Source organism: Paenibacillus plantarum (assembly GCF_013141695.1).
GTDB lineage: Bacteria > Bacillota > Bacilli > Paenibacillales > NBRC-103111 > Paenibacillus_E > Paenibacillus_E plantarum.
Map to the genome: position 1 here is coordinate 147,841 of NZ_WHNY01000028.1, position 23,940 is coordinate 171,780.

At 46.8% G+C, this 23,940-nt stretch carries 24 protein-coding genes; 8 read left to right on the top strand and 16 right to left on the bottom strand.

What is annotated here, in order from left to right:
* Nucleotides 1–74: 74 nt before the first annotated feature.
* Together pheT and pheS are read right to left on the bottom strand one after the other, a co-directional pair.
* The gene (pheT, locus tag GC096_RS09905) at nucleotides 75–2,567 is read right to left on the bottom strand and encodes a phenylalanine--tRNA ligase subunit beta (RefSeq protein WP_171630076.1); all 2,493 of its coding nucleotides are present in this window, start codon (nucleotides 2,565–2,567) and stop codon (nucleotides 75–77) included.
* Nucleotides 2,568–2,593: 26 nt separating this feature from the next.
* Nucleotides 2,594–3,628 carry a phenylalanine--tRNA ligase subunit alpha gene (gene pheS, locus GC096_RS09910; protein WP_171630077.1) on the bottom strand — a complete coding sequence of 345 codons (1,035 nt, stop codon included), beginning with the start codon at nucleotides 3,626–3,628 and terminating at the stop codon, nucleotides 2,594–2,596.
* A 531-nt stretch (nucleotides 3,629–4,159) separates the two neighbouring features.
* On the opposite strand from pheS, the gene GC096_RS09915 reads away from it, so the two are divergent.
* Nucleotides 4,160–4,588 carry a MarR family winged helix-turn-helix transcriptional regulator gene (locus GC096_RS09915; protein ID WP_171630078.1) on the top strand — a complete coding sequence of 143 codons (429 nt, stop codon included), beginning with the start codon at nucleotides 4,160–4,162 and terminating at the stop codon, nucleotides 4,586–4,588.
* A gap of 126 nt (nucleotides 4,589–4,714) precedes the next feature.
* Entirely contained in the window at nucleotides 4,715–6,262 is a 1,548-nt protein-coding gene (locus tag GC096_RS09920; protein WP_246302676.1) for an MDR family MFS transporter, read from the top strand.
* A gap of 44 nt (nucleotides 6,263–6,306) precedes the next feature.
* On the opposite strand, the gene lepB is transcribed toward GC096_RS09920, so the two are convergent.
* Entirely contained in the window at nucleotides 6,307–6,837 is a 531-nt protein-coding gene (gene lepB, locus GC096_RS09925) for a signal peptidase I (RefSeq protein WP_246302669.1), read from the bottom strand.
* Between the two features lie 138 nt (nucleotides 6,838–6,975).
* On the opposite strand from lepB, the gene GC096_RS09930 reads away from it, so the two are divergent.
* Together GC096_RS09930 and glsA are read left to right on the top strand one after the other, a co-directional pair.
* Nucleotides 6,976–7,896: an aldo/keto reductase gene (locus tag GC096_RS09930; RefSeq protein WP_171630081.1), complete on the top strand. Its 921-nt coding sequence runs from the start codon at nucleotides 6,976–6,978 to the stop codon at nucleotides 7,894–7,896.
* 24 nt (nucleotides 7,897–7,920) lie between these two features.
* Entirely contained in the window at nucleotides 7,921–8,874 is a 954-nt protein-coding gene (gene glsA, locus GC096_RS09935; protein WP_171630082.1) for a glutaminase A, read from the top strand.
* 108 nt (nucleotides 8,875–8,982) lie between these two features.
* Here glsA and GC096_RS09940 read toward each other — a convergent pair whose 3' ends face one another.
* From GC096_RS09940 to GC096_RS09995, 12 genes are all read right to left on the bottom strand, one after another.
* Nucleotides 8,983–9,168, bottom strand: a complete 186-nt coding sequence (locus GC096_RS09940; protein ID WP_171630083.1) for a hypothetical protein — start codon at nucleotides 9,166–9,168, stop codon at nucleotides 8,983–8,985.
* Nucleotides 9,169–9,206: 38 nt separating this feature from the next.
* Nucleotides 9,207–10,859 carry a copper resistance CopC/CopD family protein gene (locus tag GC096_RS09945; RefSeq protein WP_171630084.1) on the bottom strand — a complete coding sequence of 551 codons (1,653 nt, stop codon included), beginning with the start codon at nucleotides 10,857–10,859 and terminating at the stop codon, nucleotides 9,207–9,209.
* A 10-nt stretch (nucleotides 10,860–10,869) separates the two neighbouring features.
* The gene (locus GC096_RS09950; protein WP_171630085.1) at nucleotides 10,870–11,274 is read right to left on the bottom strand and encodes a DUF2203 domain-containing protein; all 405 of its coding nucleotides are present in this window, start codon (nucleotides 11,272–11,274) and stop codon (nucleotides 10,870–10,872) included.
* Between the two features lie 55 nt (nucleotides 11,275–11,329).
* The gene (nikR, locus tag GC096_RS09955; RefSeq protein WP_171630086.1) at nucleotides 11,330–11,818 is read right to left on the bottom strand and encodes a nickel-responsive transcriptional regulator NikR; all 489 of its coding nucleotides are present in this window, start codon (nucleotides 11,816–11,818) and stop codon (nucleotides 11,330–11,332) included.
* 149 nt (nucleotides 11,819–11,967) lie between these two features.
* A complete protein-coding gene (locus tag GC096_RS09960; RefSeq protein ID WP_171630087.1) occupies nucleotides 11,968–13,731 on the bottom strand; it encodes a diguanylate cyclase in 1,764 nt (587 codons plus the stop codon).
* Between the two features lie 62 nt (nucleotides 13,732–13,793).
* Nucleotides 13,794–14,168: a response regulator gene (locus tag GC096_RS09965; RefSeq protein WP_171630088.1), complete on the bottom strand. Its 375-nt coding sequence runs from the start codon at nucleotides 14,166–14,168 to the stop codon at nucleotides 13,794–13,796.
* Nucleotides 14,169–14,264: 96 nt separating this feature from the next.
* Nucleotides 14,265–14,642 carry a gamma-glutamylcyclotransferase family protein gene (locus GC096_RS09970; protein ID WP_171630089.1) on the bottom strand — a complete coding sequence of 126 codons (378 nt, stop codon included), beginning with the start codon at nucleotides 14,640–14,642 and terminating at the stop codon, nucleotides 14,265–14,267.
* Nucleotides 14,643–14,745: 103 nt separating this feature from the next.
* The gene (locus GC096_RS09975) at nucleotides 14,746–15,033 is read right to left on the bottom strand and encodes a CD3324 family protein (protein WP_028556449.1); all 288 of its coding nucleotides are present in this window, start codon (nucleotides 15,031–15,033) and stop codon (nucleotides 14,746–14,748) included.
* Between the two features lie 967 nt (nucleotides 15,034–16,000).
* On the bottom strand, nucleotides 16,001–16,762 hold the full coding sequence (locus tag GC096_RS09980; RefSeq protein WP_171630090.1) for a LamB/YcsF family protein: 762 nt from the start codon (nucleotides 16,760–16,762) through the stop codon (nucleotides 16,001–16,003).
* Nucleotides 16,763–17,425: 663 nt separating this feature from the next.
* Complete coding sequence (locus GC096_RS09985; protein WP_171630091.1) at nucleotides 17,426–18,415, bottom strand: 5-oxoprolinase subunit C family protein; 990 nt, start codon at nucleotides 18,413–18,415, stop codon at nucleotides 17,426–17,428.
* Nucleotides 18,405–19,190 (bottom strand): 5-oxoprolinase subunit PxpB, encoded by a 786-nt coding sequence (gene pxpB / locus GC096_RS09990; protein ID WP_171630092.1) that lies wholly within the window; start codon nucleotides 19,188–19,190, stop codon nucleotides 18,405–18,407. Before pxpB ends, GC096_RS09985 begins: the two co-directional genes overlap by 11 nt.
* Nucleotides 19,187–19,990, bottom strand: coding sequence for an alpha/beta hydrolase (locus GC096_RS09995; protein WP_216626078.1), 804 nt, complete (start codon nucleotides 19,988–19,990; stop codon nucleotides 19,187–19,189). Before GC096_RS09995 ends, pxpB begins: the two co-directional genes overlap by 4 nt.
* A gap of 98 nt (nucleotides 19,991–20,088) precedes the next feature.
* On the opposite strand from GC096_RS09995, the gene GC096_RS10000 reads away from it, so the two are divergent.
* Together GC096_RS10000 and GC096_RS10005 are read left to right on the top strand one after the other, a co-directional pair.
* Nucleotides 20,089–20,409, top strand: a complete 321-nt coding sequence (locus tag GC096_RS10000) for a YbjQ family protein (RefSeq protein ID WP_171630093.1) — start codon at nucleotides 20,089–20,091, stop codon at nucleotides 20,407–20,409.
* Nucleotides 20,406–20,651 carry an HD family phosphohydrolase gene (locus GC096_RS10005; RefSeq protein WP_171630094.1) on the top strand — a complete coding sequence of 82 codons (246 nt, stop codon included), beginning with the start codon at nucleotides 20,406–20,408 and terminating at the stop codon, nucleotides 20,649–20,651. The genes GC096_RS10000 and GC096_RS10005 overlap by 4 nt, the downstream gene beginning before the upstream one ends.
* Before the next feature lie 86 nt (nucleotides 20,652–20,737).
* On the opposite strand, the gene GC096_RS10010 is transcribed toward GC096_RS10005, so the two are convergent.
* Entirely contained in the window at nucleotides 20,738–22,333 is a 1,596-nt protein-coding gene (locus tag GC096_RS10010) for a bifunctional metallophosphatase/5'-nucleotidase (protein ID WP_281366773.1), read from the bottom strand.
* Nucleotides 22,334–22,475: 142 nt separating this feature from the next.
* Here GC096_RS10010 and GC096_RS10015 point away from each other — a divergent pair, with 142 nt between their 5' ends.
* Both GC096_RS10015 and GC096_RS10020 read left to right on the top strand, forming a co-directional pair.
* Nucleotides 22,476–23,450, top strand: coding sequence for a phosphate/phosphite/phosphonate ABC transporter substrate-binding protein (locus tag GC096_RS10015; RefSeq protein ID WP_171630095.1), 975 nt, complete (start codon nucleotides 22,476–22,478; stop codon nucleotides 23,448–23,450).
* Between the two features lie 227 nt (nucleotides 23,451–23,677).
* On the top strand, nucleotides 23,678–23,929 hold the full coding sequence (locus GC096_RS10020) for a hypothetical protein (protein ID WP_171630096.1): 252 nt from the start codon (nucleotides 23,678–23,680) through the stop codon (nucleotides 23,927–23,929).
* The last annotated feature ends 11 nt before the right edge of the window (nucleotides 23,930–23,940 follow it).

The window sequence follows — 23,940 nt, forward strand, 5'->3', positions numbered from 1 at the left end:
TGAAAGGCTGGCCCTATCGAGAATAATTTCGATAAGACCAGCCTATATTCCTGCAACCTATAAGGAAAGTTACACTATTTTCTTAACTCTGCCTCAAATTGTTGTTCAAGTGTTGTCACAACTTTGGCGTGGAGGTCAGTTACTTCTTCATCAAGCAAAGTTCTGTCAGCATGACGGTACACAAGTGCGATTGCTACGCTTTTACGATTAGCACCAAGGCGCTCTCCCGTGTAGATATCAAATACCTGAATGGACTCCAACAATTCCCCTGCAACTTTAGAAATCGCTTGCTCCATAAGTCCAACTGGGACGCTTGTATTCACTACTACTGCAATATCACGTCCGATAGACGGATAACGAGGTAACAGCTTATAAACAATCTCCTCGCCAGCAGTTTCCAAGATAGGCGCTAGTTCAACTTCAAGCACATAAGTATCGTCCAGATCACGCTGTTGTTGCGCAGTCGGATGTAGTTGACCTACACGACCAATTACTTTTGGACCTTCAGCGGAAGCTAGTGAGATTTCTGCAGTACGACCTGGGTGGAAGCCTTCTGGTGCTGCGGACGTATATGTCAGTCCCTTAATGCCAAGGTACCCCACTAAACGATCAAAAATCCCTTTGATGTCGTAGAAATCAACAGCTTCTGCCTTCTGAGCCCAGTGAGCTTGTCGGCGTTTGCCTGTCAATACGATAGACAGTAACAGCTTTTCTTGCGGTAGAGCCGTAAGCGCTGCTTCGTCCGTAATAAATGCTTTGCCAATTTCGAAAATGGCGACATCATCCATTGTACGATTGCGATTATAGCTAACAACATCAAGCAAATGTGGTACTAAGCTTGTGCGCAGTTGACTGCGGTCTTCGCTCATCGGCATCGCGAGTGAAATCGGCTTCGCTGCCCGGTATAAACCAGGAATAGCATCGACTTGTGCTTGTGGATTCGCTTCAGCATCTGTGCCACCGTGTGAACGCGGGTTGGTGAAGGAATACGTAATCACTTCATTCAATCCGCTTTGTGTCAAAATATTGCGTGTAATCCGGCGGATGGATTGCTCTTTGGATAGAGACCCTGGCGTCGTAACACCGGTCATCAAGGTTGTCGGGATGTTATCGTAGCCGAAGAGACGTGCCACTTCTTCGATCAAATCGACATCACGCGTAATGTCTCCGCGGCGGCTCGGCACATGCACGAGCAGCTTGCCTTCGCCAGCTTGCTCGAATGTGAAATGCAAGCGCGAAAGGATTTGCCCCATCTCGGTCAAGGAAAGCGCTGTGCCGAGATAGTTGTTCACGCGGTCAGCTGCTAGCTCGATGCTGACCGACTTGTGCGTTCCGCTAGCGGCTTCTACGATGCCGTCAGCGACTTTACCGCCTGCGTATTGCGCAATCAGCGCAGCAGCACGGTTCAACGCCGGAATCACCGATTCCGGGTTCACTTCTTTCTCGAAGCGAAGGCTCGCTTCCGAGCGAAGACCTAGCTGGCGCGATGTGCGGCGCACAGAGCTGCCAGCGAACTTCGCGGATTCAAGGAGGATCCGCGAAGTTCCATCCGTCACTTCGGAGTTGGCTCCGCCCATAACTCCGGCGATCGCCACAGGCTTGGTGCCGTCCGTGACGAGCAGCATGTGCGGTTCTAGGGTCCTTTCCACATCGTCAAGTGTAACGAGCTTCTCGCCAGCTTCAGCGAGTCGTACGTCGATGTGTCCGTTGTTTAGTTTCTCCGCGTCGAACGCGTGAAGCGGCTGGCCGTACTCCAACATCACGAAGTTGGTGATGTCGACGATGTTGTTGATGGGGCGGATGCCCGCAGCCATCAAGCGGTTCTGGAGCCACAGCGGTGAAGTGCCCACGCGCACGCCTTCGATCAGGCGAGCCGCGTAGTGCGTGCACTGCTCCGTCGCTGTGATCTTCACGCTGATGCGGTCCGCAGCCTTCACACCGGCAGTTCCTGCCGCTTGAAGTGCAGCTTCCGCATCTGGCAGCTTAACTTCGCGGCCAAGGATCGCCGCGATCTCGTATGCCGCTCCGAGCATGCTCAAGCAATCGGAGCGATTCGGCGTCAAGTCAAGCTCCATCACTTTGTCGCTAATTGCCAATACGTCTAGAATCGATTGGCCGATTTCCGTATCCTCAGGCAGGACAAGGATACCTTCTTGAATTTCTTTTGGAAGCAGCTTGTCGTTAAGCCCCAACTCTTTCGCGGAGCAGATCATCCCTTGGGATTCAACACCACGCAGCTTAGCGCGCTTGATTTCCAGCCCGCCCGGCAGGACGGCGCCGATCATCGCGACAGGAACCTTTTGTCCAGCATCAATATTTTTGGCACCACACACGATTTGCAAGTCTTCGCCTTGTCCGGCATCGATCACACAAACGCTCAGTTTGTCGGCATCCGGATGCTTCTCGCGGGATTTTACAAATCCGACTACAACATTCGATACTCCTTTATTACGATCCTCGACGATATCCACTTCGATACCGCTGCGGGTTAATTTTTCAGCTAATTCTTCGGCAGTGAAGCCAGTAACGTCAACATATTCCGATAACCATTGATAAGAAACTTTCATGCTTTATACCCTCCTTTTCCTAATGCTTACACATGTAAAAATTGCTTTAAGAAACGCAAATCATTCGTATAGAAATGACGAATATCTTCGATGCCATATTTCAACATTGCGATACGCTCAACACCCATACCGAATGCGAAGCCTGTGTATTCCTTCGGATCATAGCCACCCATTTCAAGAACTCGCGGATGAACCATGCCCGCTCCGAGAATTTCCAACCAACCTGTTTGCTTACACGTACGACAGCCTTCACCGCCACACATGGCACAGCTAACATCGACTTCAACACTCGGCTCTGTGAACGGGAAGAAACTTGGACGCATACGGATTTTGGTTGCTGGGCCATACATTTCTTGTACGAACTGAAGCAATGTCCCTTTGAGGTCACTCATCCGCACATTGCGGTCAATGACCAAACCTTCAATTTGTTGGAACATGTGCGAATGAGTCGCATCGTCGTCATCGCGGCGGTATACTTTGCCTGGGCAGATGATTTTGATCGGAACTTCACCTTTACGCTTCTCCATTGTTCTTACTTGAACAGGGGATGTTTGCGTACGCATCAAAATTTCTTCCGTAATATAGAACGAATCCTGCATATCACGAGCCGGATGATCCTTCGGCAGATTCAAAGCTTCGAAGTTGTAATAGTCTTGCTCAACCTCTGGACCCTCTGCAACGGTGTAGCCCATCCCGATGAAAATATCTTCAATCTCTTGAATAACTTTGCTTAGCGGATGTATAGCACCTTGCTGGGAAGGACGTCCTGGCAACGTAACGTCGATCATTTCAGAACGAAGTCTGTTTTCAGTTTCTTCCTTCGTGTACGCGGCTTGTTTCTCTTCAATAACAGCTTCAATCGCTGCACGAACATCATTCGCCACTTGGCCGATAACTGGTCTTTCCTCAGCACTCAACGCGCCCATGCCGCGAAGAACCTCGGTTAACGGTCCTTTTTTGCCCAAATACTTAACTCTTAAATCGTTCAGCTCCTGCTGACTTGCAACAAAGCTTAGCTCCTGCAGCGCTTCCTGCTTCAAAGCCTCTAACCGCTCTTTCATCGAAATCCCTCCTGATTTAGGCCTCTGAATCGCCCTTTATAAAAACACAAAAAAGACTTTCCGCTCCCTCGCAAGGGACGAAAAGCCGTGGTACCACCCTAATTAGATTCGTCTATGTCCAGTTGACAAATAAACGAGTCTCACTTCATTCCAGATAACGGACGATGTGTCCGGTTCCCTCTAATGAGAAGCTGCTTAGCACTTCTGTTCAAAGGACTGCTCGGGAGCGAACTTCCGCAGCCTGATTCTCGGGGCCAGCTCTCAATCATCGGCTTTCCCTCCCTGTCAAGAAGCACTGCATACTCTTCTCCGTCAAAGCATTTCCACGTATATGTACCAGTTATTATATGCAAGATACAAAGGATATGCAAGTACATCACTCCTTGGTTTTCTGAAATTTTCAGAAATGACCTATTGACTTCATTCATCGACAGGTTTATATTTTACTTAAACAGTTTAACTATTACTTAATTTAATTATTATATTGTTTAATTATTAGACAATTCTAACAATTTATAAGGAGGTTATGACTTGGAAGATGAATTGACTGAATATACCAATCGCTTCCGAACAACATTTGAGTTGGCTCACCGCAAAATCAGTCAAACCGTGCTCGCGGAATTGAATTCCGAGCTTACGGCTCCTCAAATATTCATGTTAGCGATGATCTCGAAGGAAAACACACCGAAGCAATCACATCTTGCCGATAAATTGGGTGTTAAACCAAGTGCGATTACGGTCATGATTGATCGACTTGTCCAAAGTGGGCATGTTATACGTAAGCACCATGAGACGGACCGTCGTATTGTTCTGGTTGAAAATACAGCAGAAGGATCCGCAGTACTTGCTCAAGCCAACGAAGTTCAGAAGAAAGTAATTGCCCGTGGATTATCAAAGCTTCCTCCGGATGAACTTCATATTTTCGTAAGTGCATTCGAAAAATTAACTTCATTTTATTAATTTCATTACAACATAGGAGTGATACACATGGAAAATATTCAAAAAGCAGCGCCTAAGGATGTCTCCGAAGCAGCTGCACCTGAGCTCAAAAATAGGGGGCTCCTCCTCACCGGTTTGATCATTGCCATGCTCTTCGGAGCCTTGGACGGTACGATCGTAGGAACAGCAATGCCGCGTATCGTCGGTGAATTCGGTGGACTCGGACTGATGACCTGGTTAACGACAGCATACATGCTGACTTCCACGGTTATCGTACCCATCGCTGGTAAACTGGCTGATTTAATGGGCCGCCGCGTCATTTATGTAACAGGACTCATCATCTTCATCGTAGCTTCAGCGCTTTGCGGAATGTCTCAGAATATGACTGAACTTATTTTGTTCCGCGGACTGCAAGGTCTTGGTGGTGGTATCATGATGCCAATGGCCATGATTATTATCGGGGATTTATTTACAGGTAAACAGCGTGCCAAATGGCAAGGTGTTTTCGGAGCGATCTTTGGTTTATCCTCCGTTATCGGGCCGCAAGTTGGTGGCTGGATCGTAGATGCTTGGGACTGGCGTTGGGTATTCTATATCAACCTGCCTGTTGGTATTCTAGCTGTTATTCTTATCTCTATTGCCTTACCGAAGCATAAATCAGTAGGAAAAGTTAAGTTCGATGTACCAGGTATCGTCACGATGATTGTCGGTGTAGTGAGTTTACTTCTTGCTCTCACATTTGGCGGTAGTGAGTATGCTTGGGGCTCTTGGCAAATTATTGGTCTGTTCATACTAGCTGTCGTATCATTAGTTTCGTTCGTCTTCATTGAAAGTAAAGCACAAGAACCAATCCTTCCAGTTCGTTTGTTCAAAAATAGAACCTTCTCCACCATAAATGGCGTAGGCTTCCTGATGGCGGTTGGCATGTTCGGTGCTATTATGTTCGTTCCTCTCTTCATGCAAGGGATTGTCGGTATTAGCGCGTCCGCTTCTGGAACTGTCATGACACCGCTCATGATTACAATGATTGCTGCCAGCGTCGCTTCAGGCCAATTAATTGATAAGATTGGTGTTCGCAGACAAATGCTCATCGGTATGATTGTCATGGCTGTTGGCTTTGTTTTACTTAGCACAATGGGTATTTCTACAACGAAGTTGATAGCTTCTAGCTACATGGTTCTACTTGGTTTAGGAATGGGGCTTGTCATGCCAATTCTGACACTCGCTTTACAAGAAAGCTTCCCGAAATCGGAGCTTGGTGTTGTAACGTCTTCCAGCCAATTTTTCCGTCAAATCGGTGGTACCTTCGGGATGACGATTCTCGGCGCCATTATGAATCATAAATCAACCGTTTTACTTGAACAAAATCTAGAGCCAGTAGTGAAACAGTTCCCCGCGGAAGTAGGGAGCCCGTTAATTGATATGATCCATAAGAACCCGCAGTCGCTTTACTCCTCCCTATTAAGTCCTGAGGCGTTGGCCAAATTGCCAAAAGAATTAGTGGAGAAGTTGCCAATCATTAAAGATGCGCTTGTTGCCTCTCTCCATCAAGTGTTTATCTACGGTCTGGTATTCGTGCTACTCGGCGCGGTCCTTACGCTATTCGTTGGGAACATTAAGCTTTCCGACCGTAAAAAGAAAAAAGAAGATGACGGTGAAGATGAGAACCAGGTTTCTCCTCATCTTGCTCATTGAAAAAAGCTCCCTTCCTCTAAATGAGGTTGGGAGCTTCTTTTCTCTTAATCAATTGTCCCGATCTGGCTCAGAGGGAAAATGCGAAATACGGCTTTGCCGATAATATCTTTTTCAGCTACAAAAGGTGTTGCCGGCCACAAATGAGAATCATAGCTTTCGTTGCGATTATCGCCTAAGAAGAAGTATTTTCCTTCGGGCACAGTTACTTGATGGAACGTATACGTCATAGGCGCTTGGATATAGGGCTCGTCTACCTTCGCTCCGTTCCTATATAAAGCTCCATCTTTGACCTCAATCGTATCACCAGGCAATCCAATCAGACGCTTCACATAGCGATCTTCATTCCCCTCGATTGGCGGCCAAAACACAACGATATCGCCGAATTCGAAGTCGGTTAAAGGCTTCATTTTCTCAACAATCAGCTCATCTTTTAATTGAATAGTAGGCAGCATGGAACCTGTTGGAACTGTCATTGCTTGAGCAACATAGGTATTGACGACAAGCGCGATAATAATGGCAAACGCTATAGTAGGCACCCATTCTTTCAATAGGCCTAGCACATATTTTTTGAACAATAGAAACAACATCCTTTCGCCTTAAATTATTCCTATTTACACAGTAACCCATTTATGAAAAGCTTACATTAAGGTGAGATAAAATAAAATGTTGTTGTATAATGAATTTGGATACCCTATATAAGGAGAGTGCTACACATGAAATTTCGTAGACTTGGCAAAACAGATCTGAAAGTTTCCATCGTTGGTGTTGGTACTTGGCAATTCGGCGGTGAATGGGGATTAACCTATACACAAGCAGAAGCAGACGCGATTTTGGATCAAGCTGCTGAGCTTGGTATCAACTTAATAGATACGGCAGAATGCTATGGAGATCATCTTTCCGAGTCATTCATCGGTAATTACTTATCCCGCCGCGATCGCGATAAGTGGGTTGTAGCGACGAAGTTCGGTCATCATTTCCATGATTTATTCACACGCACTGATGAGTTTAGCGCTGAATCCGTCATCAAGCAGCTGGACGCATCTCTACAAGCTTTACATACGGACTATATTGACTTATACCAATTCCATTCCGGACCTGATGCTTTATTCGATAATGATGATCTATGGACGACCTTAGATAAACAAGTACAAGCTGGCAAAATCCGTCACCTAGGCACGTCGATCGGCAGCAATGCCAATATCCATCAGACTGCCGCTTCTACGAAGGTGAATTCCAAAGCAATTCAAGTTGTCTACAACCGTCTGGATCGCGCGCCGGAAGATCAGGTTTTCCAATCTTGTATCGATCAAGACCTCGGCGTACTCGCACGTGTACCGTTAGCCAGTGGCTATCTCAGCGGTAAATATAAGCCAGGTGCTGTATTTAGCAACACGGACGTTCGTCATCGTCACGATGCTGACAGCGTGAGACATAAGCTAGAGGAAGTTCAGCGCATTCAGCAAAACGAAGTGCCTGAAGGCATGGATATGGCCAAGTGGGCATTGGCTTGGTGCTTGAAGCATGACGCGGTTACATCCGTTATTCCAGGCTGCAAAAACCCTGAGCAAGTCATTGCGAATGCAGCTGCGACAGAGCTGATCAGCGACAATCATCCGCAGGCTTGGAAAGCCTAGAGAAGAGGAAGGACTGACTTCGCCATGCCTCACCAACAGCACGATGAAACCTGGAAGAAGCTTCATAGCCACATCGACGAATGGGTTGCTGTTAGTACAACGCATACGTCAGAAGGTCATGTCGCTTCCTATATCCCTGAGCTGGCTAATGCTTCTGGGGATATTCTCGGTATATGCATCATGGATAGCGAAGGGCAAACTATCCTATCCGGTGATTCTGACTTTCGCTTCACCTTGCAAAGTATTTCGAAAGTTTTTTCACTCATTCTTGCGCTCATGGATAATGGCGAAGACGTTGTATTCTCCAAAGTTGGGATGGAGCCGACTGGCGATGACTTCAACTCGATGCTGAAGCTCGAGCTTATCGAGCCAGGCATCCCTTTCAATCCGCTCATTAATGCGGGAGCGATTGCGATCTCTTCTTTAATCGCAGGGAATAGCACGGATGAACAGGTTGATCGGATCTTGCATTTTTTCAGAGATATTGCGGATAACCCTTCGCTCTCCATTAATCAAAATGTGTTCAAATCCGAGTCAGATACCGCTCACCGCAATCGGTCTTTAGCTTATTTTCTTAAGGATAACGGTGTCTTGGACAAGGAAGTGGATGATGTCCTTCGTGTGTACTTCAGTCACTGCTCTATCGAGGTGAATTGCACGGATTTAGCCAGAATGGCCCTCGTACTCGCGCATAACGGCGTAGATCCGATCCGCAAGCAACGTCTCATTCCGCGGCGCTTCGTGCAAATTGCTAAGACCTTCATGTTCACCTGCGGGATGTACAATGCCTCTGGCGAATTCGCCATGAATGTCGGACTGCCTGCGAAGAGCGGCGTGTCCGGCAGCATCCTGACGATGGTGCCAGGGCAATACGGCATCGGCATCGTTGGACCCGCACTGAACCGTAAAGGCAACAGCACAGCAGGTGTGCATCTGCTTGGCATTCTGTCGCAGGAGTTCGACTGGAGCATGTTTTAACGCTTTTAACGCAGCTACCTCCATGCGTACAAAAAGAACCTTCCCTTCTGATTATCTTCAGTCGCAGGGAAGGTTCTTACTTATGTGTATGTGTAATGTTGTATACCCTTATTGCATCGATCTCTTGATTCGTTGTAGGGCTTCTATCAATTCATCAACTTCATGCTCATTCAATCGAATCGTCACATAGTTCGGCGAAATGCCGCCGTCATTGATTTCAATTAGAGCTGAATCATCTTTGTCATCGAGTTTAACAGAAAGATGGTCTTTATCTAGGATTTGAACCCAAGCCATGGTTATCCTCCTCGCATAGTCAATCTACCTTTTCAAACTTAATACACAATGAAGTCTTTGGTATACACCGTCTCATTATCTTCTGTATCCATGACGCGCATTTCTAACTCCCAATTGCCAATAAAAGGCAGGTAAGGCCCTTCCGATTTGTAACTAAATTTAGCAAAACCGTAGGACTCCTCTTCCTTATTATCTGTATAGATCGTTAACGGGATAGAAATCGGTGCAATCTCTTTATCATCCTTATTATGCAAAATCAAAAGAACCTGCTTAGGTTGACCTGATTTTTCAGGCAGCCATACTTTGGCGACGAAGTTGTTATTTCCTGGAATTTTAGGCGTAATATCGACCGAAACATGGACCTTTTCTCCCATCTGATGCCACTGAAGCGGCTCATTCGCAGGAATTGGTGCCATATACGTAAGCAGTCCGACAAGCACAACAATGATGACCATTAGGGATAGATCTAGCTTGACCCAAACGATCGATTGATTGACTTGCTTCTTGCGTAGGAAGAGTCGAATCACGAACCCCAGCACGGCCACAAGCACCACTACGCCTACCTTCACAAGCAGGAGAATTCCCCACGTTGTGTAAGTCAAGTAACGCAGACTCGGTAAGAATAGCAAAACTGACAGGATCCCTGAAACGGTTAAAACAACAATCGAGATCAGTGCAAATTTGGAAAACTTCTGCATGTAACTTCCCAGACCCGTCTTGTTATGGCGCCATTTCACATACAGCAGAATTAATCCGCCAACCCAACAAGCTGCGGCTACAAGATGAATAAAATCGAGCCCAATCGTCGCCCACAGAGGTGAGAAGGAGGCTGCGTGGCCGCTGAAGCTTTTGACTGCCAGAAGAGCCAAAGCCCAACTCACATCCAACCATGCCGCCCTGCCCAGTATTACAAAGCCTATGAATGATAAGACGAGTAGCAGTACCCAAGATATCCCGATATTGGTCGCGCTCAGCAGCTGCCATATTTCATCCACACCACCGCCGCCCAATAGATCCTCAATATGAGTGAAAATGAGCAGTAATAGGGCAACAATATGACCGCGTTGAAGATTGAGCGACCAACTTGAGACCGATTTCTGAGCTTCCTCACCTTGGGTTCTCACCAATCGTAACCAGAATGCCCAACCCGTCAAGGCCAGCAGCATCAGAAACCATAAGCCGCGGGAAGCGTATTGCAGGAGCCCCTTGGTCGTCAGTGGTCCTGCGCTGTGATCGTGTCCTGAATGAGCGGATGGTACATCGAGTAGATCTTCCTGAGGCGGATTCCCAACCGTGATCGGATAACTTCCACCCACAGGATGACCATCCGCTGAGATGACGTGATAACTAATCAAATACACACCTTCTGCCAGCTTCGGCACATCCAGCTTGATACCCATTTGATCCTTATTCATCATCGCTTTGCGATTCGTTACTTCCGCTCCGCTATGATCATAAACCTTAATATAAAAGAGTCCGCTGTCTAATTGTTCATTGAACGTGACGGACACCACAGCTGGCGAGCTTTCAAGCTTTGCTCCCGCTTCTGGTGTCGCTTCAACTAGTGAAGCATGCGCAGAGACGGATTGGGGCGCAAGGACAGCACTCATCAGCATGATCGCTAACACAGTAATCACGCCTAGCGGCAGCCGCAGGAACCACATTTTACTTCGTTGATGTAATATTCCCATTCGTATCCCTCTAATCCGCTATCGGTCTACGACCAGCAAAACCATCTTGCTCGCCGTGATAATAACGAATCTTATCCTCTCCTTGCTTCCAACACAGCAACACTTCTTGTCCATTCATGAACGCCGGGAAATCAACAAGTCCCGTATCGATATCCTTCAGCTCAATGCCCGTCTTTTGAAAGCTTTGAATGAGTCCACGCGCTTCAATTTGAAGAAATTCAAGCGCAGCTTCCATAACGAAAAAGGGATCCTTCTCCGTGCTAGGCTTTTCCGCATATTCATTCTTCTTATGGCGTAACTCCATATATTTGTCCTCAAATTCACGCTTCAAGGCTTGCATCTTCTTCAATTCCTGATCAACAAATGGCAATAAATGATTGGCCTCTTCCAAAGAGAACCATCTCTTCTCCGACATAACGCACCTCCATATCCTTTATTTTAGCAAAAAAATAAACGAACTACGAATCCCACTAATCCGTCTCAGCCTTAACATGAGAGTGATGATGCCCATGATGATGGCTGTGTCCATGACTTTGACTATGCTCGTCCACATGTGTAACAGACAGCTCTGCGTAAGCAACACCTTTTAACACTTGTATGCGCTGCTGCAGCTCCCGAAGCTTCTGAACTTCACCGCGCACGACGAGTATTTCCAAGCATTGCTGATGGTTTAAATGGATATGCATCGTTGAAATGATGGCATGATGATAGTCATGCTGAAGATCCATTAAGGTGATCGGCAAATCACGGCTATCGTGGTCATATACCATAACAATGGTGCCCGCGACCATTTCTGTTGGCTGCATACTGCTTGAGGTCAAAAGCGCCTTGCGTGCCAGATCACGAATCGCCTCCGAGCGATTATCATACCCTTGTAAGGAAATTAACCGGTCGAATTGCTCGATTAGAGACTGCGGCATCGAAATTCCAAAACGTACCAGATTGTCTTTATCCGACATGCATCTTGCTCCTTCATCTGTATCTTCGTCTATCATTCTACTGTATCAGAAAGTGCTGGAGTCGCAAACCTCATTGAAGGGAAATTGAACCACCGACAGCTTACATATGGCGAAAAAGCAAAAAAAGGAGAGGACATGTCCCTCCTTTTCTAGATAAGTTTCATTAATTGTTTGACGCGATTCTCCAGCTCCACGAGTGAGAACGGCTTCGTCATATAATCGTCGGCTCCCATTAGCAGACCTTTCGCCACATCCGCTGCCTTCTTCTTACCAGAAAGCATCAGTACCTTCAGATCCTTGGATCGCACATTCGTATCCGTCTTGAGCTTCTCTAAGATCGTAAACCCGTCAAGTCCTGGCAAGATGCCGTCCAAAATACAAGCATCGAACACTTGATCACTCAATAGCTGCCATGCCGCTTCACCATCAGAAACCTGCGTAATTACAATCGGCAAGTGCTCCAATTGCGAAATCAGAATCGCTCTGAGAATCGGATCATCGTCAACGATCAAGAGCTTTTTCTTCTGCAGCTGGGCGTTCGCATGGGCAACCAACTTCGTGAATTGTGCACCCTCATCTTCTAAGTCAGCCAGAACAATGCGATTCTTACCTTGCTGTTTCGCTTGATACATCGCATCGTCTGCTTTCGCTACCCACTCCGCAATCGTCATCCCTACCTGCCATTCGGCTACACCAGCTGAGAACGTAATGGAGAACGTTTGACCCTCATTCTGCGCTACGGGCTTCATACGAACTTTATCTAAAATATCCTGCATAATAGACCTAGCTTGATCCACAGTCGTATTCGGAAGTGCGATGACAAACTCTTCACCGCCAAAACGAGCCAATAAATCTGTCGAACGCAGATTGACCTGCAACAGATGCGCCAGACCTTGGAGAACCAGATCCCCTACATGATGGCCATACGTATCATTGACGTTTTTAAAGCTGTCAATATCGATAAACACGAGAGAAATTGGCGCTGGGTAGCGCTCGATACGCTGCAGTTCTAATCCAATTTGCAGATCAAAATAGCGGCGATTAAACACACCCGTCAGCGGGTCGCGGAAAGCCAGCTGTTCAAAATTCCGGGTCCGCTTGAGGAGTCCATAGATACGCGCTGCCAATTCCTCATATTGGAATGGCTTCGTCACATAATCATCCGCCCCTAGATGGAAACAACGAACTTTATCGCTGATATCATCACGACCGGATAACACGATAAGCGGCAACCATTTCAGCGTAGGATCTTCTTTGAGAAAATCGAATAGCTCATAGCCTGACTGCGGATGCATCATAAGATCTAGCGTAACCAAATCATACGTATGCTCGCGCAGTAACTTTTTCGCTGACTCCACATCAGCAGCTTCATCAACCACACAATCATCGAGTTGCAATCGTCTAGTCAAATAAGAGCGAAGCGCATCGTCATCATCAACGAGTAAAATACGACTTCTGAGCGTTCGAAGCATGGAGCCTGAGGCAGGATCCTTCTCCTCATCCAGCTGAATTTCCGTTAAGCCGATATCCAGTTCCATTTTCAATTCAAGCAATAACTCATCCGTTCGTTCAATACTCTCATGTACAGGGCTCATCGAAAGAAGCAACTCATTGTCGGGCTTCTCAATCGCTAGGGTCCATTCCCATTTCCGCACCATGTCTTCCGCTAGTTTACCAATTCGTATATAACCAAAGACTGGCGCACTACCTTTGAGTGTATGTGCAATCCGATAGCATTGTTGCAAATCCTCTAGGATCGGCTTCATCTGAACCGCTGTCAGCAAGGACTGCAACTGCTGCAGTTGCTTGTCATATTCACGAATAAACAGTTTTTTTCCTTGTTTGAGGATTCTTGCATCACGATCGGATTCAGAAGCTGAATCCTTGGCTCTCTCTATATTCCTATGGCTCATAGCAGACAATCACCCTTTATAAGCTTAATCTAGCTGATTCCAGCGCATCCATCTTCTCCAACTTAGCGTTGCAATAGCTGTCCGACGGTATCTAATAATTGAAGTGGACTGAAAGGCTTTACAATGTACGTGGTGACACCCGCTGCCTTCGCTTTCTCTTTATCTTTCTCCAGTGCTTTCGCCGTCAGCAGAATCACAGGCAAGTCCTTATTCACATTATCACTTTGTCTCAACCAGGAGCACACCTCTACGCCCGTACGTTCCGGCATCATGTAATCCAGAATAATTAAATCGTAGGCTTCCTTGCTGAGCTGCTCGATCGCTTGTTGACCATCCTCAACCTCTGTGATGAGATATCCCTCATCCGATAACGTCTCCGTCAGCAGAAAGCGAAGTGCCAATTCATCATCGGCTAGCAAAATTTTGTAAGCTGACATGTTCTCTCTCCTCGAGTCCATAAATTAGTACTAATTATAGCATCATATCTGAGGCCAAGATAGGAAAATGTCGGAAAAACTCGAATAAAGTCGCGCCTACTTATTGTGCAGGTAAGATTTCCAAGAGGAGCCATGAATAGCTGGAAGACCGCGCGGATTAGGATAACAATACACCCAACCTTCCTTCTCCAAAGTGGCATCTTTTACCCAAATTCGCTCGTACTCATTATCAGCATGAGCTGGACTGTAGTACGTTTCCAAAATGTCCATAGCGGCCAGTCCCTCTTCGGTCACTTCAATCCATTCCCCTTCAACCACATGCTCATCGTGCGTACGAACTAATGCAGGGTAAGGTCCTACATCATATAAACGTCCATAGATCGTGCCAGGTTGTACTTCCCGTAAATACGGAGAGACAACATGATGATTGCTTTCCCCCACCAGTAACGTGCCATATACAAATACAGATATCATCTCTCTACTCCTCCTATACACTTACATCCTCTGTATGAGTAATTTCGGCATGGAAACTAAGTTTTCCTACAAAAAAAAAGCAGCATCACGAAGGATGCCGCTGCTATGCCTGATTGGCTGTTAATTCACGTGTTTTGACGATAATTTTGCGGATGCTGTCTTCGGACAAATGAAACACCTTGATCAGCTCCAACACCGTCGAACCCGTTTGATACAATCGGAAAATCTCACGATTTCTCCGCTCAATAATGATGCGAGTGCCGTTATTTTCTCCCCAGCCAGCGCGTTTCTGCTCTTTCTTAGGGATATAGACGATTTCGCCTTGGATATATTCTTGTAATTGTTTTAATAGGTTAGGGGGAAGAACATCTTTCCCGTTCTTATAACTCATGGATGAAAACCTCCTCAAATTGTCGCAAAGCTTAACTTTGACTGATTTGCAGAGAGTATCTTCATCGCCCCTTAACCTCCTACCATTCTCAAAAATGGAATAAAAAAAACACGATCATAATCGTGCCTGTCGGTTGTATATGCAATTATACAATTCAGGTGAACGGTTATTCCACGAATGATATTCAGTTAGGAGACGAGTACCTCTGCGGCGGCCGCAACATTCATCGCTACTGTCATTGTCATTGTGTTCATTAAAAAGCACTCCCTTCACCGTAGTTTATTGTTACTGTTGTGTTCACTTTGTGTTCACATTTCTCATTATATGTAAAAAGCTTCTCGCTGTCTACTCGTTCGTAAAAGTTATGCGAGGGCCTAGTGGCCCCCGCTTGGAACAGTGACCTCTGCTTACGCAGAGATCACCTCTGTTTGCGTTGTAATCACCTTGATCACTCCTTTCCGAAAGAATTAGCCGGCCGGCTACATACCTATTAACTCATATTGCCGAGCTGGTCTCAAGTGAAAGAATAGTTATAGGGATTCTTTCCTTGTGAGAGGGAGTGAGGAGTTTCGCCGCTCATAGCTCGCGGCTTCTGCGAGTTAGCTGGAATAACTTCAGCTTAGCGCGGATTGAGCTCGGTTTCTTCATAAGTCGGAGGAAAATCGCAAATTGGCGAGTTAGCTGTAAAAACTACATCTAATTCCCTCATTTTTCGGAGAAAAACAGATTTAACTGGAAAACCTACAGCTAAATTTCGAATTTAACCCGCTTAATGATGAAATCGGATAAATTAGCTACAGGAAATCCAGTTATTTCCCAAGAAAGTGATAAAACCCTCTAATTAGCTGTAGTTTTCCAGTTATTTTACTTTTGAGCACATTTTTGAAATGAGATGGTATCTTATAGAAACGTGCTGCGAATCGCACTCGTCTAGTTGGTTACACATTAAAAAAACCTAGCTTTTACGCTAGGTCCCAAGCGGCTTGACTTCGATGCCGCTTTGGTTCAACAGCGCGCGGATGTCGCGCGCGAATTCCACGGCGTGCACCCCATCGCCGTGGATACAGATCGTGTCCGCGCGCATGCTCAGGTCCTCTCCCGTGAGGGAGAGGACCTTGCCTTCGCGGACAAGCCGCTCCACCTGCGCCGCAGCCTCGGCGGCGCTCTCAAGAAGCGCCCCCGCTTGGTCGCGGGGTGTCAAAGAACCGTCCCGCTGGTAGCTGCGGTCCGCGAAAGCCTCGCTCGCGGTCCGCAGCCCCGCGGCGGTGCCCGCCCGCAGCAGTTCGCTGCCGGGCGGGCCATACAGCGTCAGCTCCGCGCTGACGCTGGCCGTTGCTGCCGCAATCGCGGCGGCTAACTCATGGCGCTTCGCGGCCATGTGGTAGAGCGCGCCATGCGGCTTGACGTGCTGCAGGCGTCCGCCTTCGGCGTGGACGAATGCCTGCAGCGCCCCGAGCTGATACAACGTCAGCTCGTAAGCCTCTCCCGGCGTGATCGCGATCTCGCGCCGGCCAAAGCCTTGCAGATCGGGGAGGCCCGGATGGGCCCCGATCGCAACGCCCTTGCGCAGGCACAGCTGAACTGTGCTGCGCATGGTTGCGGGGTCGCCTGCGTGGAACCCGCAGGCGATGTTGGCGGAGCTGACGTAGTCGAGCAGCTCCGCGTCGCGGCCAAGGCGATAGGCGCCGAAGCCTTCGCCCATGTCACAATTCAAGTCAATGCGCAGCATGACGATTTCACTCCCCATTTAGATGAATGCCACTCAGCATCATTATTCACTCATTTTTTACTCGTTTCATCATTACTCATTTCTTTCATCACTCATTGCATTCCTATCTCAACTTACTCTTACTCAGCTCATTCTTTACTCATCCCACTCCCACTCCGCACATTTCCTACTCAACCCACTGCAAAGTGGAAATATTTTCATTCTTCGGAGTATGGGAGTGGAGAGGCGTGGGGGCACTATCGGCAGATGCATGGGAGTCATTCAAATAAATGAAGATCATTTGCGTAGATTTACGAAATAACTGTATTTTCTCCATCTAATCAAGGAGTATTTGAGCAAATTTACCAATTAACTGTATATTCTACAGTTAATATTAGCCATTTCCTTCCCAACTGGTGATTTAAGGGAAATTAACGGGAGTTTTTCCATTTAAATGCCAAAAACATTACAAAATGCCGAAAATAGCTGGAGTTTTTCCATTTAAGTTGCTGAGGGGGAGGCAGTTAGGGCTCGTCAGACCTCATATCGCTCTTAAAGCTAGTCGGGTTAGCCAGGTTAGCCGGATTAGTCCAGTTAGTCCAGTTAGTCCAGTTAGTCGAGTTAGTCCAGTTAGTCAGCTACTTAGGCTTCGTAGGGTTCCTCGGGCTATGGGGTTCGTAATGTTCACAAACCCCTCAACCAAGTCTTTATCCCCGCCCCAAGTACCTTAAGATCCATCGCCTGAAGCAGCAACTGCTCCTGTGCTTCCAGATGCGTAACCTCCTGAAAACGCAGCTGTCCACCTGGCTTCACCTGCGCCACCAGCGGTAGATCTGCCGTGATCACGTGACCGATGCGTGGGTAGCCCCCAGTTGTTTGGCAATCCGCCATCAGGAGAATGGGTTGTCCACTTGCGGGAACTTGGATCGTGCCTGCAACGACAGCCTCAGAGATCATTTCGTAGGATAAGCCAGCTTCGAGCTCAAGCTTAGGCTCACTCGATAACCGATACCCCATTCGATCGGATTGTGAGGTCACGAGAAAGCTTTGAGAAAGCAATCTCGACCAGCTGTTAGGTGTAAATGAAGAGGCTTCCTTCCCCTTCACGATCCGGATTGTCGGATTGTCGCGATAATAAGGGAGGATCGTTGAACTGACAAACTTGCCGCGTCGTTCAACCTCGTTCACAACCTCAGAAGCCAACCCATCCTTTTCTGCTTCCAATACATCCCCAGCACGAAGTGCCCTTCCTTCATATCCACCAATAGCCGCTCGCTGATAGGTGCTGCGACTTCCGAGTACGTAATCCGCCTTGAACCCGCCATACACAGCTAAATACGCCCTACACCCTTGGGCTGCATAATGGAGGTGCAGCTCATTGCCTGAATAAATTATAAATGGCTGCCATAGTGGTGCTGCCATGCCATCCACTTCTGCTCCCATGTCTGCTCCGCAAATGGCCACCAGCATATCACGCTGTGCAACTAGAATTGGCCCTTGAAGTGTCATTTCCAAGGTAGCGACTTCCGGGCCATTACCAACCAACAGATTGGCTGCCCGGTGTGCAAACCGATCCATCGGTCCAGACACTATGACACCATGTTTTCGAAAACCATAGCGGCCCTCATCCTGAATGGTGGACAAAAGACCTGGTTTAATGACCTCAAAGCTCATGACTCGCATTCCCTTTCTCTAACGCATGAAACTGCTCTGATGTGATCGCCACAAATCTCACTTGATCACCAACCTTGAGAAAGGATGGGGGAACGATGTCCGGACGAAACATACGGAGTGGCGTACGACCAATAAGTTGCCAGCCTCCCGGTGTTTCAAAAGGATAGATGCCCGTCTGCGCCCCGCCTATACCGACAGAACCTGCTGGAATTTGTGTGCGCGGCACTGATTTACGCGGTGTAACAAGGCGTTCATCCATCCCGCCCAAATAAGGAAAACCAGGCGCGAAACCAATCATATAAACGGGATACACACGAGAAGTATGCCAAGACACAATTGCTTCCGTGCTCACCTGATGATAATCCGCTACATCTACTAGATCGGGTCCAAATGCCGCCTCATAGCAGACCGGGATCTCCCTGATAGCTCCTAACTGCACAGCTAATCCCTCATTGTCTTCTTGCCTGTACGCATCTAATAACTGCTCAATGCTTTGCAGGACTTCGTCATAGGGAAGCCAATCTGCTGTCCCATTGGGTCGCCCACTTTTTAACACAACGTCAGAAGAATAGTTATAAATGCGGAATGCATCATAATAAATTGTAATGGTTGTATAAGCGGCGACCAGCTCAATGAAGCCATCCTGCCAGTTATTTTCCAAATAATTCACGACTTGCCTGACCTTATGCAGATTCGTTAACGAAATGTCCGCACCTATACGAATCACGATCGCTGAATCTCCAAGCGGATGGCATTCGTAGGCAAGCTTGGTCATGCGAAATGCTGCTTTTTCAACCAATTCGCGCAAACATTAGGCCAGACATACGCTTCTGGATGATCGTCTGCAATTCCAATGCCGTGTTTTCCTGATTCGAAGACATGCAGGTCGAAAGGAATTTTATTGCGGCTAAGCGCACTAGCAAACAACAAGCTATTTTCAACCGGAACCGCTGCATCATCTGCTGTGTGCCACAAGAAAGTTGGCGGCGTATCTGTCGTTACTTGAAGTTCATTGCTTAAATTCTGTACCAACTCTTCACTAGCATCTGCGCCTATCAAATTAATTCGTGAACCTTGGTGCCCATTCATTCCAAATGAAATAACTGGATAACACAGCACCATCAGATTCGGACGGGAGCTATGATGTTCAATTGGATCCGCGGAGGTTTGATCTCCCGCATCGTAGTGCGTACCCGCTGTTGCTGCCAAATGTCCGCCTGCCGAAAAACCAAGAATGCCAATTCGGTTCGCATCGACTCCCCATGCCTCGGCATGATGTCTCACAGTACGAATAGCCCGCTGCGCATCTTGCAAAGGAACAGGATGTTTATAGGGTGCTACGCGATAGTTCAACACATAAGCGGATATGCCTAAACCATTCAGCCATTTGGCAATAGGCTCGCCTTCATGAGGGGCACGTCTGCCGTAACCACCGCCTGGACATACAATAACTGCTGCACGTAAGCCGTCTCCCTCTGCTGGATATAAGGTTAAGCTTGGGCATCCTTGGTTTTCCTCACCTTGACTGTCTTGTGTAGCTCCTGGCCATAATTCAATCGTTGTCCCTGTATTCAATGTGAAACCCCCTCATGTGATTAACGTACTAAGTTAATAATAGCCAATCCTTACCCAGTAGAAAAGCATCTATTTCAATTCTGAAGGAGCGATTCAACATGATTGTAGTTACAACAGAAAACATTGCAGGTTATGAGGTTACAGAAGTTCTAGGCAGTACCTTTGGTGTCGTCGTGCGGGCACGAGGCATTGGCGGAGATATTATGGCCTCTCTGAAAGGGTTAATCGGCGGAGAAGTCACGCAGTATACGCAAATGGTAGAGGATGGACGCAGGCAAGCTATGGACCGACTGGTCAAGAATGCTGCTGCCATGGGTGGCGATGCGATTGTCATGATGCGGTTCGACAGCGGGGATATTGGTCAAAATATGAGCGAAATCGTCGCGTATGGCACTGCCGTTCGGACGCGAAGGCTATGAGCGGGAATTTCTCCATTTTGCTCGTATACGGCTTGTGGGTTCTAGGCTTCCTTATTTTACTTCTTCTAGGTTATCTCGTTTACGACAAACGGTACAAAACGGATGGAGCCGCGACACCACAATCGCCTCCAAACGGCTTTCTTTCTACACCTGAAGTTTTCATAGATCCCAAAGATGGATTCACCTATCGGGTGTACTACAATCCTCGAACGGGAGATCGTGCTTATATTCGTGAAAAGTAACCTGCTTTTCAGAAACCAAAAGCCTGGCAATAGCTGAGGATCTTACGATTCTCTCGCTCTTGTCAGGCTTTTGTTATGCAAACGAACTATGTCCAAATTACTTTCCAGTTATGGTTTACACTCGCTTCAATGGTACCTCGTTCCATAATGTAGCCTGCCAGAAGCTCTGCAACATCCGTTGGAATATCTTTCACAACTGGCTTATTCTGAAACATGGCGTAGTTGCCCCCGCCTGCAGCTCGGTAATTGTTCATGACCACATCGAAAGAGGCTTCGAGCTTAATCGGTTCCCCTTCATAATCCAGCTGAACAACCCGATCCCCGACTGGACGAGAAACGTTTAACGTGTAGGAGATTCCCTCCCACATATCGTAATTGTAATGGGCAGGCTTCGGTTCCATGAAGGACTTGCTTACTTGCAGCTCTCCATTTTCCGCTAATTCAAAATACTCGGCAGACTGCTCCAAGGCATCCTTAATATCTTGACCTGAGATTCGAATGACCTTGAGCGTGTTCGGGTAAATGTAGTTGGAAACGATATCCCGCATCGTAATATCCGATGGAAATCCAGGTGAAACGTTATCGAATAACGCCGTGTTTGAAATCTGGGCACCTGACAGCTCCATTTGGACCTTGTTAATAAACTCAATCAGCGCGTTGTCCTCTGTACGAATCTCCATAGGATCTTTCACAAGCATGTCCCCCGTAAGCTTTCCGATGGGTTGATCCAGCCATAGCTGTGTCTTTGCCTCGTAAGAACTGATCTGCGTGAGCAGCACCTCATCTGGCTCCACATTCGCAACTGATAGAAGCTCCGATTGCTTGGAAGCAATGCGCCATTTTCCTTCTACCTGCTCAAGCACGATGTCCACCTTCCCAAGCGTAACCCCAGCTGTGCCAGGTTGAACGATGGTTACTCCGTTAATTTGGGCCCCAGCAATGCTTCGATGCTGATGACCTGTGAGTAGAACGTCTATCCCTTCTACTTCCATACATAGTTGGTACCCTTGATTCTCGCCTGTCAGCGGTTCCGTAGGCTCACCAGTTGCGATATCTCTTTCAAATCCACCATGATAGGAAACAACAACGACATCTACCTGTTCCTGCTCCTTAAGGAATGGTACCCATGCTCGAGCGGATGCAATTGGATCTTCAAACCGTAAGCCTACGATATGTTTCGGATCTTCCCAATTCGGAATATAAGGCGTTGTTAATCCAAGAATTCCTACACGCACACCATCCGCAAATTGCTTAACCAAATACGGTTTTCCAAAGAATGGCTCTCCCGTCTCCTCATTCACAATATTGGCACACAACCAAGGGAAATTAGATTCCCGAACGGCTTTCTGGAGCACGTCCATGCCATAATTGAATTCATGATTCCCGAGTACTGCTCCATCATATTTCAAATAGTTTAGACCTAGCACCATGGGATTCATGGGTTCATTATCCAAGCGCGCATGGTGATAGGCGAGTGGCGTTCCTTGGATCAAATCCCCGTTATCCAACACAATAACATGCGCTTCCTTGGCGCGTTCCTGTGTGATTAAGGTGGCGATTTTCGTCAATCCTACATCATTGGGATGGTTATTTGCATAATGAATGGGAAACATATTCCCATGGAGGTCGCTCGTTTCTAAAATCGTAATGTGACTAGTTTTCTCTTGCCCTGCCTGCTTCAAGCGGTTCACTCCATTGCTTTTTATTGTAAAGTTTTACATATCATCTGTCATTTTAACAAATACTTCACACTATCTTCCATATCTCTTGTGATAATGTTATAGTACAACATAAAAGCAAATATTTAAACGGAGGTCAAAAAAGATGAAAAAATTAACAGTACTTAGCTTGTCCATGATTGTAGCTGCAGGTGCACTTGTTGGCTGCGCGAAAAAAGACGAAACTCCAGCTGCTTCATCAACTGCAGCAGCAACAACAGCGGCAAGCGCTACACCAGCAGCAGCGGCAGGCTTCGTTCCGAAAGAACTTAGAGTACAATTCGTACCTTCCCAAAATGCAGAGACACTTGAAGCAAAAGCTAAGCCGCTTGAAAAATTGCTTGGAGATAAATTAGGAATCCCAGTTAAGGTTTCCGTGTCCACAGATTACAACGTTGTTATCGAAGCGATGTCTTCCAAACAAGTTGATGTTGGTTTCTTGCCGCCAAGTAACTATGTTGTTGCTCACGATAACCGTAAAGCTGCTGATCTTCTTGTACAAGCACAACGTTTTGGTGTTGATGATACAACAGGTCAACCAACGAAAGATCTTGTAGATTTCTACAAATCGATGATTGTTGTCAAAGCCGATTCCCCAATTAAATCCGTAGCTGATTTGAAAGGCAAGAAGATGGGCTGGCAAGGTGTTACTTCCGCAGCTGGTTACATTTACCCTGGTCTTGTTTTGAAAACCGCTGGTGTAGATCCGGTTAAGGATGTAACAGGCGTTCAATTCCAAGGACACGATAAAGCGATTATCGCACTTCTTAACGGCCAAGTTGATGCAGTAGGGGTGTTCCAAGATATCCGTACTAACATGATTAAAGATTACCCAGATATTTTCAAACAAACGAAAGTTCTTGCTTTCTCCGATAAAATTCCAAATGATACAATCGCTGTTCGTTCCGATATGGATGCGGCTTGGAAGAAAAAAATTCAAGATGCTTTCATCGCGATTGGTAACGATCCAGAAGGTAAAAAAGTGATCATCGATGTATACACACACCAAGGTTATGTAGCTACAACAGATGACAAATTCAACATCGTTCGTGAAGCAAATAAAGCAATGGGCTTGAAATAATTTCAAAATAATTGTAAATTAAATTACACACGACAGAACAAACCACCGCAGCATGTGTCTAACATCCATGACGCGGTGGTTTTTCCCTTCTAAAATTTACATTCTATACCAGACTTTCCTTGCATATTATGAATGTGGCACGCCCGTCCAAGCTTTTCGTTTACTTTCAACTATCAAACGTTTACTAAGTCGGTCGTGTCATAACTCATTGTGGGGTGAAAAACGGGATGTACGAAATGCTGATCATGCGTAAAACAGAAGTGATTATTCGGTGCGGCACCGATGAAGTTCGAGGCGTCATTGCGCAGTATTACCCAGAATTTCAGCTTTTAAAAATAAACAACATTATGATCCCAATCACCTTAATTGACCAAATTGAAATTACAGGGCCGGATGAACCTCTCACACAAGCCTCGCATCGGCTACGTGAGCCTCGTATCCTCCACTTGGTTGCGCAAGGCGGGGTCATCAGTAAGTAAATGGCTCTTGA